The 16,216-nt window shown below is 41.9% G+C and carries 6 protein-coding genes; all 6 read right to left on the bottom strand.

The annotated features are described in order from the left end of the window. The 6 genes from QUA23_RS05510 to QUA23_RS05485 all read right to left on the bottom strand — a co-directional run bounded on the left by QUA23_RS05510 (position 1) and on the right by QUA23_RS05485 (position 16,202). Positions 1-1,185 carry an acyl-CoA dehydrogenase family protein gene (locus QUA23_RS05510; protein ID WP_333074627.1) on the bottom strand — a complete coding sequence of 395 codons (1,185 nt, stop codon included), beginning with the start codon at positions 1,183-1,185 and terminating at the stop codon, positions 1-3. A 46-nt stretch (positions 1,186-1,231) separates the two neighbouring features. Then, positions 1,232-1,483: a phosphopantetheine-binding protein gene (locus QUA23_RS05505; protein WP_333074626.1), complete on the bottom strand. Its 252-nt coding sequence runs from the start codon at positions 1,481-1,483 to the stop codon at positions 1,232-1,234. A 19-nt stretch (positions 1,484-1,502) separates the two neighbouring features. Next, complete coding sequence (locus QUA23_RS05500) at positions 1,503-2,378, bottom strand: 3-hydroxyacyl-CoA dehydrogenase NAD-binding domain-containing protein (RefSeq protein ID WP_333110314.1); 876 nt, start codon at positions 2,376-2,378, stop codon at positions 1,503-1,505. Positions 2,379-2,395: 17 nt separating this feature from the next. Next, positions 2,396-7,072, bottom strand: coding sequence for an SDR family NAD(P)-dependent oxidoreductase (locus tag QUA23_RS05495; protein ID WP_333074623.1), 4,677 nt, complete (start codon positions 7,070-7,072; stop codon positions 2,396-2,398). Between the two features lie 62 nt (positions 7,073-7,134). Beyond that, positions 7,135-11,415 (bottom strand): amino acid adenylation domain-containing protein, encoded by a 4,281-nt coding sequence (locus QUA23_RS05490; protein WP_333074622.1) that lies wholly within the window; start codon positions 11,413-11,415, stop codon positions 7,135-7,137. Next, a complete protein-coding gene (locus QUA23_RS05485) occupies positions 11,412-16,202 on the bottom strand; it encodes an SDR family oxidoreductase (RefSeq protein WP_333074621.1) in 4,791 nt (1,596 codons plus the stop codon). Before QUA23_RS05485 ends, QUA23_RS05490 begins: the two co-directional genes overlap by 4 nt. Positions 16,203-16,216: the final 14 nt, after the last annotated feature.

Genomic DNA, 16,216 nt, shown 5'->3' with positions numbered 1-16,216 from the left:
TCACGTCCTTGCTACTAATTCTTGAGCTATTGAACTGCGATTTTGTGAGAATTTATATTCCTGATAACCGTACTCAGCGATGGTTATTTGTTGAATTTGGGTAGTACCTTCGATGATTTCCATGATTTTTGCATCCCGTAAATACCGTTGAACTGGGTATTCGTTGCTGCAACCATTTCCCCCGTGAATTTGGACGGCATCATTGGCTACTTTGGTTGCGATCGTAGAAGCAAAATATTTGGCTATCGAGGTTTCCATAATTGAGTTGGGGTCGCCAATATCTTTGAGATAACCTGCTTGATAACATAGTAATCTGGCGGCTTTGATATTCGCGATCGCCTCAGTAATCATTTGTCGAATTAGTTGATGCTCTTTGAGATAAACATCAAATTGCTTGCGTTTACTTGTATATTCAATGCAGGCTTCTAAGCAAGCTTGAGCGATTCCTACACAACCGCAGGCGACACTGTATCGTCCCAAATCAAGTGCAGAAGATGCTACGTGAGAGAAACCAAAACCTTGCCTGCATACTAGATTTTCTTGGGGAATTCGACAATTATTTAGGTGCAGTTCTGCTAACATCGAACCTCTGACACCTAACATTCCAAAAATTGGTTTAATGGAGAGTCCCGGACTGTTTTTTTCCACTAAAAAAGCAGAGGGTTTACCTTCCCACTTGGCAAAAACTAAGAAAACATCGGCAATTTGTCCGTAAGTAATCCATTTTTTTTGCCCGTTTAAGATATAAGAGTTGCCAGAAAGTGTTGCTGTCGTCTCTACGGCTTTGGCATCGCTACCTACGTTAGGTTCGCTCAATGCGAAGGCTGCGATCACATCGCCGGATGCTAATTTAGTCAGCCAATGCTCTTTTTGAAATTTACTTCCCCATTTGAGAATAGCATGAGCGACCATAGAATGAACTGTTAGCAAACACCTTAGCGAAGAACATCCCCGTCCGATTTCCTCGTTTAGGAGACCGTAGGCGATCGCATCTATGCCCATACCGCCCCAATCTTTGGGTAAGACAGCTCCTAAATATCCTTTTTGAGCTAACTTGTGGATGATTTCGGGCGGCGTTCTTTCTTCGCGATCGATGCGATCGGCATGAGGAACTATTTCTTCATCTACGAAAGCTCTAAAAGTGGATTGATTGTCTTTTTGCTGAAAACTTAATTCTAGTTTCATTGTATCACTTAATTACTCCAAATTTTGACATTAAATCCCAATTTTTTTACTCTTTCGCCAGTACGGTAGTTTTCCGTTCTACTAACGACACCATAGAGTTGATACTCCTGAAATTGGCAAATTCCAGGTCTTCGTTTTCGATCGTGATTTCAAACTCTTTTTCTATAAACAACACCAATTGCATGGCAAACATGGAATTGACGAATCCCAAAGCAAAGATGTCTTCATCATCCTGCAAGTCATAGTTGCCGAAAAACTGAGAAAGAAATTTTTTGATTTTGTCTTTAGCTGCTTTCATGTTCTGTAATTTATAATGACTAATGATTGTAGGTATAGAAACCTTTTCCGCTTTTTCGCCCGTGCAATCCAGCATCTACCATTTTTTTGAGTAAAGGACAGGGGCGATATTTACTGTCATTGAAGCTTTCGTACAAGACTTCGATCGAGAAAAGAATTGTATCTAAACCGATTAAATCTGCTGTTTCTAATGGCCCCATTTTGTGACCGAAACAGGATTTAAAAATTTTATCAACCTGTTCGGCTGAAGCTACTCCATCTTGCAGCAGAAATATTGCTTCGTTAACGGTTAACATTAGCACCCGATTGGAAACAAAACCAGGTGAATCGTTAACTAAGATAGATTCTTTTCCCATCTGAGTTAATAATTCATTTGCGGTTTGGATCGTCGGCTCAGAAGTATGATATCCGCGAATCATTTCCACCATCGGCTTCATCGGTACTGGGTTCATGAAATGAATGCCAATCACTCGATCGGCCCTCTTGGTAGCAGAAGCGATCCGAGTAATGGAAATGGCGGATGTGTTGGCGGCAAAAATAGTTTCTGGCGGGCAAATCGCGTCTATTTTACTGTATACCTCCTTTTTAATATCCCATTTTTCAGTAACATTTTCAACTACGAACTCCGCTTTTTCGAGTAACTGATAGTTACTGGAAAAAGTAATTTTATCCAAAATATCATTTGGACTATCGGCTTTCTCATTTTTGTTGAAAAACCCTTGAAAACGGATATTATTTTTGATTTCCTGTTTCGCTCGTTCCAGAATATCATCTGAAATATCTAAAAGCACCGCATGATGTCCGGTTTGGGCTAGATTTTGCGCTACCCCAACTCCCATAACACCTGCTCCGATTACACCGACTGTTTGAATGTTCATACTTAATCCATTGGTCATTGGTCATTGGTCATTGGTCATATCATGGAATTAACTGGTACAAGTTCGCGAACTTCATCTTCAGTTAATCTCTCTAATTCGTTGATGATGATTTCCTCAATAACAAAAGCTAATTCAGCTACAGATGGTGACTGAAAAAGGGAAGGAATAGATAGTTCTATCTGGAAGTCTTGGCGAAGCCGAGAAATTAACTGAATCCCGATCAAAGAGTTACCGCCTAAGTCGAAAAAGCTGTCATTTATGCCTACGCGATCGATTCCCAGCAACTCTTGATAAATGCCAGCAATTCTGTACTCAGTATCATTGCTAGGTTCGACGTAGGCAGTTTTTAGAAGCGGTCGTTTGTGCGTTGATTTGGTACGAGAAGTTTCTAACTTTTCCAGTACATTTGCTAGCGTTGAAATCTGGTCGTGTTCGATAACAGTTTGAAGATTTCGCGTTGAGACAATGACTTGAGGAAATGTATTAGACAAAATATAGTCTAACGCTTTTACACCTTCTTGAGAGGTAATGCTGTATTTCTCTCGCGCCTGCTTAATCTGAAGTTGTACTTCTGGAGGCAATGATGAAAGCCATTCATCTTGCAAGTTATTTTCTTGCCAACCATCCCAATTAATAGAAACTGTCAGCATTTCGCGCCTGAAAAAATTATAATGGGCAAAAGCATCGAGAAAAGAACTTGCTGCACAGTAATCGGCCTGACCTAATCCACCAACAATTGAAGAAATTGAAGAAAATAGAACTAAAAAATCTAGCTTTTCATCCTTCAACACCTCATTTATTACTAATGTTCCTTTCACTTTAGGTGCAAAAACACTTTTGGCTGCTTCGGGATTTTTCTGCTGAATAAAACTGGCACTGGCAGTTCCGGCGGCGTGAATTACTCCATTAATTTTACCAAATCGATCGCGTACCTGATTCACCATCGCTTGCATTTGTTCAAAGTTGGAAACATCTGCTTTGATCGTGAGAATTTCTGCGCCCAATTTTTCTAAAAACTTAACCTTTTCAACCTTCAATCTGTTTTGTTCGTCATGTTGCCATTCAGCTTTTGAGGGTAATTCCGAGCGACCAATTAATACTAACTTAGCTTGGGCGGTTTTTGCCAAGTATTCTGCTACAATTAGTCCGAGTTTTCCCAATCCTCCTGTGATTACATATACTCCTCCTTTCCGTAATCTAACTGTAGGTAGAGTTTGACTTTTCATAGGTACAGCTTTAAAGTCTTGTACCCAGCGATGATTGCCGCGATAAGCGATAACGCGATCGGGAGTTTCCGCAGTCAATTCTACTAACAATTGGTTTATTAATTGCTGCCATTTCCGAGTTTCCGTTCCGGGAAGCGTGATGTCAATGCTACGACAGGTAAGGTTTGAATATTCCTGGGAAATTACTTTGCATATTCCTAAACTCGTCGCTTTTTCAGGATACAACTCCTCTTCGTCAAATACCTCCTGCATATTATTGGAAATCGCATAAAGTTGCAGAGAGTCAGTCAGATTACGTTCTCCCAGTGCTTTTGCCAAAAACAGCAAACTATAGAAACCAAACTTTTGAAAGTTATCAAACTCATCAAGTCTTTTAGGGATGCGATCGCTCGGTGTTACGTTCCATAAATGAGCAATATTTTGCGGAAGTTCACCCAAGCTTTGAATCTCATTCAATAAAGTATCATAATCTTCTTTCTTTTCAGGGTTAATCGTGTATTCGCGATCGCCTATCTTATCGAATTGCTCGCCACTTCTTACCATTATTACATCTTGATTCTGGCGCTCAAGTCTTTCTACGAGTTGAGAGCCTACCCCACAGCGATCGATAAACACCAGCCACGATTGTTTTTGAGCAATCAATTTATCGGTTTGCAACGAGATCGATAACGGAGATTGTTTCCAAGATGGAATATAAAACCAATCGGAAATATCAAGTTTGTGTTCTAAATCTTTCCGAACGTGATGGAGATTTGGCGTATTTTTGGGAGGTTCAATCCAGTAACGCTGACGCTCGAACGGATAAGTCGGTAACGGAATCCGATTATGGCGATCGTGGGTATAAAATCCCGACCAATCTATCTTGATTCCTGAAAGCCAAAGCTGACCCAAAGTGTTGAACAAGAAAGCCAAATCAGACTGTTGATTGTAAGCATCTCGCAGCGAAGCTAACGCGACTTTATCCGCGATCGCAACATTTTCTAAACACTGTAATCCTAAGCTACACAAGGTCTGTCCCGGCCCAACTTCTAATAGAATCGGTTTGTGCTTTTTCCACAACTCTTGCATCCCATCAGCAAATAACACGGGTTGACACAAATGCTTCGTCCAATAATTAGGATCGGTAGCTTGTTCGACGGTAATCCAAGTTCCAGTGACGTTTGATATATAAGGAATCTTTGGTGCTTGAAGATTGACGGTTTTCACTAATTCGGTGAAAGATTCAGCGATCGCTTCCATCATCTGAGAATGAAAAGCATGAGAACTTTGCAAGCGCCGACAAGCTAAACCTTTTTCAGTTAGTTGAGCAGCCAATTCATCTACAGCGTTTGTCGTTCCCGCTACTACGCAAAAAGCCGAACCATTAATTGCAGATAAAGAGAGGTTTTTATTCAGCAAAGGACGCACCTTTTCCTCACCCAAAGGAACCGCTAACATGGCTCCATTTGGTAACTCTTGAATCATCTGCGCTCTTTTGGCGACGAGAGTCAGTGCATCTTCCAGAGATAACACTTCTGCTAGCGTTGCGGCGACATATTCACCGATGCTGTAACCGATGGTCGCTACAGGATGAATTCCCCAGGAAATCCACAACTTAGCTAAAGCATATTCAATAACAAAAATAGCGGGTTGGGTGAGACAAGTTTGATTCAGTTTTTGAGTTGTTTCATCCGCCTGTTGTTCGCCGCGACCGAGCATTTTTCGCAGATCTAAACCTGATGGAGAGGCGGTTTGCGGAGCGTTGCGATCGCCATACATTACATCTCGCAGATCCAAACCCAGCAGAGGTTGGAGGATTTCGCAACAGCGATCGACTGTCTGTTGAAATGTCGGTTCAACTTGGTATAATTCCCAACCCATGTTGACATATTGAGTTCCCAGTCCTGTAAACATAAAAGCGACGGGACGTTCGATTCCATCCTGAATATTATTGAGAACTCGTTTGGGATTTTGAAGCGCAGCGATCGCATCTTGAATATCTTTGCACACCACCGTTCGGCGATGCTCAAAAGATCGACGGCCAACTTGCAAGGTGTAAGCGACATCAGCTAAGTTGAGGTCGGGATGCTGTTGTAAATGTTGGGCTAAATTTGCCGTCGCCGTTTCCAAAGCCGAGTTAGTTTTGGCAGATAACATTAGTAATTGCCAAGTACGAGAGGTTTCAGAAGTTTGAGCAGGCGGCGCTTCTTCGAGAATTACATGAGCATTCGTCCCTCCAATTCCTAAAGAACTAACCCCAGCACGGCGAGGATTTTGGTGCGTTTCCCACGGTAAAAGTTTGGTATTGACGTAAAACGGACTGTTAGCAAAATCAATCTTGGAATTTGGTTCTTCAAAATGCAAACTCGGTGGAATTAATTGATGTTTGATAGCTAAAACTGTTTTAATTAAACCTGCTACGCCAGCAGCAGCACCGAGATGTCCGAAATTAGTTTTAACGGAACCAACTGCACAGAAAGCTTTTTGAGCAGTACGACTTTGAAAAACTTGAGTCAGCGCGGCAATTTCGATCGGATCTCCTAAAGGTGTTCCGCTTCCGTGAGCTTCAATATAATTTATTGTTTCAGGTTCAATTCCCGCGATCGCTTGAGCTTCAGAAATCACGGCTGATTGACCATCTGGACTGGGAGCAGTATAACCAGCTTTCAACGCGCCGTCATTATTAATTGCCGAACCTTTGATAATTGCTTGAATGGAATCTCCATCTGCGATCGCATCTGTTAATCGCTTGAGAACCACCACTCCTACACCGCTACCGAAAATACTTCCCCGCGCTTTAGCATCAAAGGATCGGCAATGTCCGTCGGGAGAAGCAAATCCCTCTTGAGACAAATACCCAACCTTCTGTGGAACGCGAACTGCAACACCACCAGCCAAAGATATATCGCATTCGCCATTCAATAAACTTTGGCAAGCGATATGAATAGCCACCAGTGAAGTAGAACAGGCGGTTTGAACGCTGACACTCGGCCCTTTGAGGTTCAACTTATAAGAAACTCTGGAAGATAGATAATCTTTATCATTTCCTAGCAGCGTTTGTAAATCTGATAGACCAAAATTAGGATAGATATTGTTGAGCAGATAAGTGTTAGTTTCTACACCCGCATATACACCGATCGAACCTTGGTAAGTTTCCGAATCGTAACCTGCATTTTCGAGTGCTTCCCAAGCAGATTCCAGAAATAATCGATGTTGCGGATCTAAAATTTCAGCTTCTTTCGGACTGAAGCCGAAGAACTCAGCGTCAAATCGATCTGCGTCTGACAGGACGGCATTAGCTTTGACGTAATTAGGGTTGTTCAACAAAGTTGAGTCTACACCTGAAGAGAGTAGTTCTTCATATGAAAAAAATGCAATTGACTCTACACCGTCTCGCAGATTATGCCAGAAAACCTCGATATCTTTTGCGCCAGGGAAACGACCTGCCATTCCGATAATGGCTATTTCCGACCCATTCATATCATTCTGTAAATCCACTGCGCTCATCTAATTCAAACTCCTTTGATTATTGACAATTAGTTAGTAATTTAAAATCCCAACTTCAAAATCTAAAATTTCTTCCCCCGATGCTTCTGTCTTGATTGTTGTTGTTGACCTCGTAACGTTTGGCGGTCGCTCCGTATTGAGCCTCGCTCTTGACCTTGTTCGGTCGAGGTTTTTGTAGTTTCATTTTGATTTAAATATTTGAGCAAAGAAGAAATAGTTGGGGCTTTAAACATATCAACTATCGGTATTTTTTTACCCAATATTTCTTGCAATTTGAGTTGTGTCTTGACCATGAGTAACGAATTACCCCCCAACTCAAAGAAATTGTCATGAATTCCCACTTTTTCGAGTTGAAGTACCTGTTGCCAAACCCCTGCAATTAGTTGTTCGGAATCTGTAACTGGCTCAACGTAAGCCGCACTCTGCTCGGGAAGCAGACTTTCTAGCGCAGACAAGGCAAGGCGATCGATCTTACCATTCCGTGTTAATGGTAAAGCGTCTAGTAGCACATAAGCAGAAGGCACCATATATTCGGGAAGTTTCTGCTGTAAGAAATCGCGTAACTCATCATTTAGTGATTCTGACTGATGATTCTGAAATGTTGCAAGTTTTTCCTCCAACCACTGCTTAGTCCAATTTGGATCTATTGCTCCGCCTACCATGTTGTGAAGTAAAATTTGACTGGATTCGAGTGCAAATAAATCTCGCAATTGTTCAAATTCTATCGAACCTATAGGACACAAACCAATTTCATATTTTGGCGCGGTTTCCATCAGTAACTGACTGATATAACCCGCTTCCAACATACAAAAATCTCGCGTTACTTCTCCATACATCGGAGCTATCGCACTCAGTTGACCAATTAGAAATAGAGAAAAAGCCGATTCCTCAAAAATTAGGTGATTTTTTTGATATATCCTGCTGTTAATTTCACTACCAGCACTCAGAAACACCAAACGGTGGTAAGTAGGATTGTAATAGTAAAATCCACTTTCTAACCCTTCCACTCGGTTGGGCTTAATATACAAATATGCCTGCACGGGGTAGAGACCACCAGCGGAAGCATAGCGATATTTAGGTAACGGGGAACTATCCAGCGTTATTGGTAGCAGGCAACTTAAAAACTCACCTAACTGTTTCAAAGAAATGGCTCTATCTAAAAATTGCCGATAACTCTGACGCTGCAAATAAGCCTGGTTCATAATTTCATCAAACTCAGGTTTTGGCAACTCAATACTGGTTTGAGTGGGTTGAAGCTGTCGCAATCCTAGTTGTTTGAACTTAAATTCAATGCGTTCTACAGGATCGATTAACACTCCTTCAAGTTGACCAGGTTCATAAGCTTCAGCCAGCTTATTTTCGTCGGTAGAAATTTTATGTTTGGGAACGATGTAAGCCACCAAGCGCTGTTGGTTAGACTCGTTACCCACAACTGTAACTACAGAAGCTTTTACATTGGGATGTTGGGTTAATGCTGCTTCGATTTCTCCGGTTTCAATGCGCTGTCCTCGAATCTTAATTTGAAAGTCTACTCGTCCTAAAAACTCAATGTTGCTATCTGGTAAATAGCGACCTAAATCTCCCGTGCGGTAAATCCGTTCTCCCGTGCGCGGATGAGTGATGAAATTAGCTTTAGTCTTTTCTTCATCCTGCCAGTAACCTTTGGCTAATTGTACGCCAGCGCAGTACATTTGACCGGGAACCCACACCGGACAATCTTCTAAAGATTCGTTCAAAATGTAATATTTGGCGTTAACCATCGGTTGACCGTAAGGAATACTCTTCCAGTTTGGATCGAATTCTTCTATGAGATAACCGATGTTCCAAATTGTAGTTTCAGTCGGGCCGCCAATACTGAGGATTTGGATATTTGGCAGTAAAGATTTTAGTCGAGCGGGCAAAGAAGTCGGTAGCCAATCTCCACCTAAAATTGCCAAACGCAAACTTAAAGGAATAGTTGCCGATTGGTGTTCAACATAACTAACTAACATCTCCATCATCGCCGGGACTGAATTCCATAAAGTCACTTTTTCTCGCACCATCAAATCTACCCAGTGCGATGGATCTTTGACAGCTTCAGCATCTGGCATAACAATGCTACCGCCAGCACTTAAAATTCCAAAAATGTCGTAAACAGATAAGTCGTGATTGAGCGCGGTTACAGCTAGGATAGAGTCTTGGTAACTGACATTAAAGCGTCTATTGGTGTGGATAACCACATTCACCACGTTGCGATGAGTAATCATCACGCCTTTGGGTTTGCCTGTGGAACCAGAGGTGTAAATTACATAAGCTAAATCGTCTGGTTTTTGAACTGGATCTAATGCTTCTTTGCTTTCTTGTACTAAGTCTTCATTATCTAAACATAGTAGTTGAATTCCTTCACAGCCAGCAAGTTTTTCTTTTAACCGAGATTGAGTCAAAACAATTTCAACTTGGCTGTTTTCTAAGAGATAAAACAAGCGTTCTTCAGGCAATCCTGGGTCAATGGGAACGTAAGCAGCACCGGCAGCTAAAATACCCATAACTGCAACAATTTGTTCCCATCCTTTGTCCATTACTATGGCGACTAACCGATCGGGAAGAACTCCTAATTGGCGCAGTCGATGACCGACTTGATTGGAGCGATCGAATAATTCCTGGTAGGTTAAGCTGCTAGTGGAAGTTACCACAGCCGTTTTTTCCGGTCGCTGTTTAACTTGAGTTGCAAACAAACTGTGAAGTAACGTATCTGATATTTCAGCCGCAGTATTGTTGATGGCTGCGCGTTGTTCTAATTGTGCGGATGGTATTAATTGTGGCGCTGTTTCTTGCCAAGTATTTTCTTCATCAGCTAAGCGTTGCAGGAGACTACAAGCTGCGTCGAACATATCATTTATCATCCCTGCTGGGAATAGTTCGTCAACGACTTGCCAAGTGTAGGTTAAAGAGCCATCCGACTCCACAAAATAAATATTATCTATCCAAATTTGCGGGGTTTGGTAGACGTTATAAACCACTTTTCCCAGAGGTATATCTCCGATCGCATTACTACCATCCACATTTTGAGGAGTTGTCGTAAATACGATCGGCATTGTGGCTCCTCCCGCCTTGCCTTGAACTTTAGCTAATTCGCGCAGGACTCGCACTCCAGTTACATAGTCGTGTTCTAAATCCTGCCAAAGTTGCGACTGAATGTGCTGCGATCGCGCTTCAAATGATTCCTTTCCTGAGTTGTCTATTTCTAGAAGAGTAAATGATACTAATTCTCCCATAATGTCGTTGACTTGAGGATGTAATGGTAGGCGATTGAATCGCGGCACATTGATAGTAAATTTCTGGTTCTTACTCCACCGTCCTATCACTTCTGCATAGACAGCAAGCAAGGTTCCAGCTAAGGTTAAACTTCCTTTAGCGGCTCTATTTGTTAGCCTTTGTACCGTTTGAGGTTCTAATTTGTATTTTAGACTAACAAATCGAGGGTTTTTGAGATTGCTGGGATTTTGTGCCAGGGGTAATTCCGGTGCTGGTGGCAATGTAGGGATACGAGATAGCCAATACTTTAAACATTTTTGATAGAGAGGTGAATTTTCGAGATCTACCACAGCTAGAACGTAGTCTCGGAATGAAAGTTCTAAGGTTGGGAGGAAGCGATCCGGATATTCGTAGAGTTCTTTTAACTCTCGGAATAAAAGCTGCAAACTTCTACCATCAAGACACCAGCCATCGATGCTAATATAAAGCCTGCTGCTATTTCCATCTAAATGAGATGCGATGATTTCAAATTGAGGCCACTGTTCGAGAGGTAACATTTGGTGCGAGAGGCGATCGCGAATTATTTCTATTTGAAAAGCTACAGCGTCAGCGTCTTTTCCCCGCAGATCTAATACCTGAATTTCATAAGGCGGTACTTGCGGCAAAATTTGCTGCTGTCCATCTGGCAAAACGATCGCTCGCAACATATCGTGACGGTTAATTAACTTCTGCCAAGCTAAGTTTAGTCGGTCTATATTTAGATCGGTAATCTCGATTTCTGTATAGCTGTGGATGGACACATTCCCCATATCAAAAGAATCCGTTCTGCCGATCCAGTAAGCCTGCTGCATATCGTTGAGCGGGAAAGGCTGATACCGATTTTTTAGGTCTGGTGAAATTAAAGGCAATGTTTGGTCTTGAATACTAGAATGTTCGCTAAATTTATTGAGAAATGCCAAGATTTCAGTTTTGCGCTCGCTCAATTGTTCGCGCAATGAATCTGTCAAAATTTCCTTGGGAGCATTGCAGCGCAGGCGAGCGTTATCTACCCAAAGTTTGATACCGAGTTCGCTGAGGTTGAATAAAAATTCATCAATAGATAGTTTCATAATTCGATCTCCGTTCTGTCATCTAATTTGGTGTTAACAGGCGCTTGGAATTGTTGAGTAGTCAAACGAATCTTCTCGATGTACTGGGAAATTTCGGCTACAGTCGGTGTATCAAACAGGATGCTTAACGGCAAATCCATCTCGATAGCTAGGCGCATCTGAGCAATAATTTGGGTGGCTAATAAGGAATGTCCGCCTAATTCAAAAAAGTTGTCATGTATACCCACTTGCTTAACACCTAGAAACTTTTGCCAAATGTTAGCGATTGTTTTTTCTATCTCGTTGAGAGGAGCAATATAAGCATTACTCAGTTCTGGTCGAGGGTGTGCTGCTTGGGATAAATTAGTCTTTTGTCCGGTTTCTGAGAAATTTAGTAGGCTATCCGAATTATCGCGTTCGATTAAGCTTGTAAAATCGTGAGTTGATACTAAAACTTGGGGCAATTTACTCTCTAAAATCCGTCTGAAAACCTTGAGACCTTCTGAGGGTAATAATCCATCTTTGAGGATTTTTTTTGATGAGAATCCTTGTGCAGGTAACTGGGGATTGGGAGGAGCTAATACGTTATATTTTTCCTTTCCTGCTAAGCTAGGAGAGGAGATAGTTAAAGAGACGTTTTGGCTTTCCGAACTTGCAGAACTTTGGTTGTGCCGATCGCTCTTTATCATATCATTTTTTGTTGTTTCAAACAAAGGCTGTTCTACCGAACTTAATTTTTCTTGAGCAATATCGGGAGTTATACCGAACTGCTCGATCGCTGACGCTGCCATTCCCACTTCTTGCCAAGCATCCCAGTTAATACAAGTAGTGAACGTGCTATTTGTAGAGCTTTTATAGTGAGAAAAAGCATCCATAAAAGCATTAGCTCCAGCATAATCTACTTGTCCAACTCCGCCTATCACCGAAGCGAGAGAAGAGAACAAGACAAAGAAATCTAACTCGACATCTTTGAGTATAAAATCAAGCACCAAAGTACCTGTTACTTTAGGAGCTAAAATACGTTCAGCTTCCTCCCGCGTTTTGCGTTGAATTACACCGCCTCCAGGAACCCCAGCAGCGTGAATCACGCCATCTATCTGACCGAATTGTTTCTGAGCAAGAGCGATCGCAACCTGCATTTGTTCTAAATTAGTAACATCAGCGGTAGCTACTAAAACCTCTGCACCTGACTCTTCTATTTCGAGTAGTTTGCGGATCTTACGACTGACACTATCTTGCTCATTGTGAGTAGCTAACCATTGCGATCGCTCGTTGCGATCGGGAAACGCAGAACGTCCTACTAAAACCAGTTTTGCTCTGACAGTTTTAGCCAAATTTTCTGCTAAAACCAGACCAATTCCCCCCATTCCACCTGTTATTAAATAAACTCCTCCTTCCCTCAAAACTGGTGTTTCTTCCAGCGCTTCATTTAGTTGAACTGGCTCAAAAGTTTGTAACCAGCGATTATTCCCACGGTAAGCCACGATCGCATCATTCGATTTTGGATTGTCAGCTACGATCTCTGTCAATAGTTGGTCTAGGAGTTTTTCTGACCAACTTCCAGAAGCTGGAAGCACAACATCAATGCTGCGACAATTGATATTTGGATATTCTTGCGCGATCGCTTTCACAGTTCCCAGCAAAGTTGCTTTTTCGGGACAGAGTAATTCCTCTCCAGTTACTTCTTGTATGTTATTAGAAATAACCACAATTTGCAACTCATCATTTAAATTATTCTCCCCCAATGCTTGCGCCAGAAATAGTAGACTATAAAATCCTGTTTCTTGCGATCTGTCAATCCATTCCCAGCCATATTTTTGAGTTTCGCCCGTAACAGTCCACAAATGCGCGATCGTGTTTGGAATCTTCTCTCGGTCAAAAAGTGCTTTAACCAAAGCTTTGTAGTCCTCGGGTTGTTGAGGATTGACAGTATAAACATCTTCCCCAATTTTTGCAAATTCTGACCCGATTTTGACGGTAATCACTTCTTGATTTTGCCGTTCCAATCGTTTCAATAATTCGAGTCCCAAACCGCATTCATCGATAAATACCAGATAACATGACTCAACTTGTATGGTATTCGATTTAGGCGTTGAGAGAATAGAACGTTTCCACGATGGAATATAAAACCAATCTGCAATATCTGGTTTTCGCTCCAATGCTACTTGACGATTACTAGCTGATTCCTGTGGTGGATCGATCCAATAACGTTGGCGCTCAAAGGCATAAGTTGGTAGGGGGATGCGATCGCGTTTTTCATCTGCATAAAATCCCGACCAATCTACCCGCACTCCTGCTAGCCAAAGTTTACCCAGAGTATTCAGTGAAAATCCTGAATCTGACTCTTTATCTTTGGGATGAGGTAGCGAAGAAAGTACGATTCGTTCGGATGCTTGCTGTTTAGTCAGCGTAGTTAATGTTCTTCCAGGCCCAACTTCGAGGAAAATGAGTTGAGAATCTTTAACTAACTCGGAAATTCCTTCAGAAAATCGCACGCGCTCGCGCAAATGTCGCGCCCAATAATTTGGATCGGTAGCTTCATCAGCGGTAATCCAAGTACCAGTAAGGTTGGAGATCAAGGGAATTTGAGGAGGATTGAGTTTTACTTGTTTAAGTTCTAGCAAAAACGGTTTGATAATCGAATCCATCATTGCGGAATGAAACGCATGAGAGGTATGCAATTGGCGATATTCTATCCCCTTTTCTGCTAGTTGCCGCTCGAGGTTTTCTACCGCTTCTCTCGTTCCTGAAACTACACTCAGAGATGGACTATTACTTGCTGCTAGAGAGAGATTTTCATTCAAAAATAATTGTACTTCTTCCGCCGATAAACTGATGGAAATCATCGTCCCCGAAGGTAGTTGCTGCATCATTTTTCCGCGAGTAGCTACCAGCGACAAAGCATCTTCGAGAGAGAACACGCCAGCGAGACAAGCTGCTACATATTCGCCAATGCTGTGACCGATTATCGATTGGGGTTGTACTCCCCAGGATATCAGTAATTTAGCGATCGCATATTCAATAACAAATAGTGCTGGTTGAGTAATAGCAGTTTGCTGTAATTGTTGGGTTGCTTTTTCGGTTCCTTCGTTACTTGGATAAATCAACGAGCACAAATCTAACCCTAAATGGGATTGAAGTAATTTAAAACAGCGATTGCACTCTTCTCGAAATATTGATTCGCTTTGATAAAGTTCCCGCGCCATATTCACATATTGCGATCCTTGTCCTGTAAACATGAAAACTACGGGGCGATCGTTTGATTCGATAAAATTAGTAAATACTCTTTGGGGATTGCCTGATTTGAGATTTTTTACTGCATCCTCTAGGTTGTCTGCTACAATCATCCGGCGATAATTAAATCCTCGACGACCAACTTGCATAGTGTAAGCTACATCGGCAAGATTGACATCGGAATGCTGCTCTAAATAGTTCACTAAATTAGCGGTAGCTGTGTCTAATCCCGAATTAGTTTTGGCTGAAAGTATTAATAATTGTTTGGCGCCAGCAAGACTAGACGCTTCGGGTGTAGGAGCTTCTTCGAGAATTAGATGAGCATTAGTACCGCCAATCCCAAAAGAACTCACTCCAGCACGGCGAGGATTACCGTTAGCTTTCCATTCCGAAAGTTCACTGTTGACATAAAACGGACTATTCTCAAAATCTATCTGCGGATTGGGTGTCTCGAAATTGATACTGGGAGGTAGTAATTTGTGGTGGAGTGATAGAACTGTTTTGATTAAACCCGTAATTCCAGCAGCAGCATCTAAATGCCCGACATTTGTTTTGACCGAGCCGATCGCACAATAACATTTTTTATCAGTATTGACTCGAAAAGCTTGTGTCAGCGCAGCGATTTCGATCGGATCGCCTAAAGGAGTTCCGGTTCCGTGAGCTTCTATATAACTGATTGTTTCTGGCTCAACTTCTGCCATAATTTGAGCCGCTCGAATTACTCTCGCTTGACCCTCTTCACTGGGAGCAGTATAGCCAATTTTTAATCCACCATCATTATTAATAGCCGATCCTTTAATAACAGCATAAATGCAATCTCTATCCGCGATCGCATCATCCAACCGCTTGAGAACAACCACTCCTATTCCGTTACCGCCAATTGTGCCGTTTGCTTTCGCATCAAAAGCTCTACACTTGCCATCAGGAGAAATAATTCCTTCTGGAGATAGTGTTAGTTCGTTTTGAGGAACTTTGACAGCAACACCAGCCGCCAAAGCCATATCGCATTCGCCACTTAATAAGCTTTGACAAGCTAAATGAACTGCCACTAATGAACTAGAACAAGCTGTTCCTACACTAACACTCGGCCCTTTCAGATTCAATTTGTAGGAGACGCGAGTTGGAACGTAATCTTTATCGACTCCAACCAGAGTTTGCAAGAAACTCATAGAATCCATCAATTCTCGGTTGGGATGAAGGTTATAAAGCAAGTAAGTGCTAATTCCCGTTCCTGCATAAACACCGATCGGCCTTTGTTCGATTTCCGAGTCATACCCAGCATTTTCTAACGCTTCCCAAGCACACTCTAAAAACATTCTGTGTTGGGGGTCCATCGTTTCTGCTTCTCTAGGATTAAAGCCAAAGAAAGAAGCATCGAATTGTTCTACATCATCGAGAACAGAGCCTACTTTTGTTTGGCGATCGCCTAATTTACTTGGTGTTGAATTAGCAAAGGTTGAAGTTAAATTTACTCCTGCTTTCAAATTCTCCCAAAAGTCATCAATGCTTTTACTACCTGGAAACTTTCCAGACATACCTACGATCGCAATTTCTAATCCATTTATCTTGTTCATGGTTGATTGTCATT

The sequence above is a fragment of the Microcoleus sp. Pol1C5 genome (assembly GCF_036701115.1).
In the GTDB taxonomy this organism is placed as follows: domain Bacteria; phylum Cyanobacteriota; class Cyanobacteriia; order Cyanobacteriales; family Microcoleaceae; genus Microcoleus.
Note: the sequence above shows the minus strand (reverse complement) of the source record. Positions and strands in the feature narration are given on the sequence as shown.

Bases quoted from the DNA above. Each gene is read 5' to 3' on its own strand.
- QUA23_RS05510 (WP_333074627.1), bottom strand. From the start codon at position 1,185: ATGAAACTAGAATTAAGTTTTCAGCAAAAAGACAATCAATCCACTTTT.
- QUA23_RS05505 (WP_333074626.1), bottom strand. From the start codon at position 1,483: ATGAAAGCAGCTAAAGACAAAATCAAAAAATTTCTTTCTCAGTTTTTC.
- QUA23_RS05500 (WP_333110314.1), bottom strand. From the start codon at position 2,378: ATGACCAATGGATTAAGTATGAACATTCAAACAGTCGGTGTAATCGGA.
- QUA23_RS05495 (WP_333074623.1), bottom strand. From the start codon at position 7,072: ATGAGCGCAGTGGATTTACAGAATGATATGAATGGGTCGGAAATAGCC.
- QUA23_RS05490 (WP_333074622.1), bottom strand. From the start codon at position 11,415: ATGAAACTATCTATTGATGAATTTTTATTCAACCTCAGCGAACTCGGT.
- QUA23_RS05485 (WP_333074621.1), bottom strand. From the start codon at position 16,202: ATGAACAAGATAAATGGATTAGAAATTGCGATCGTAGGTATGTCTGGA.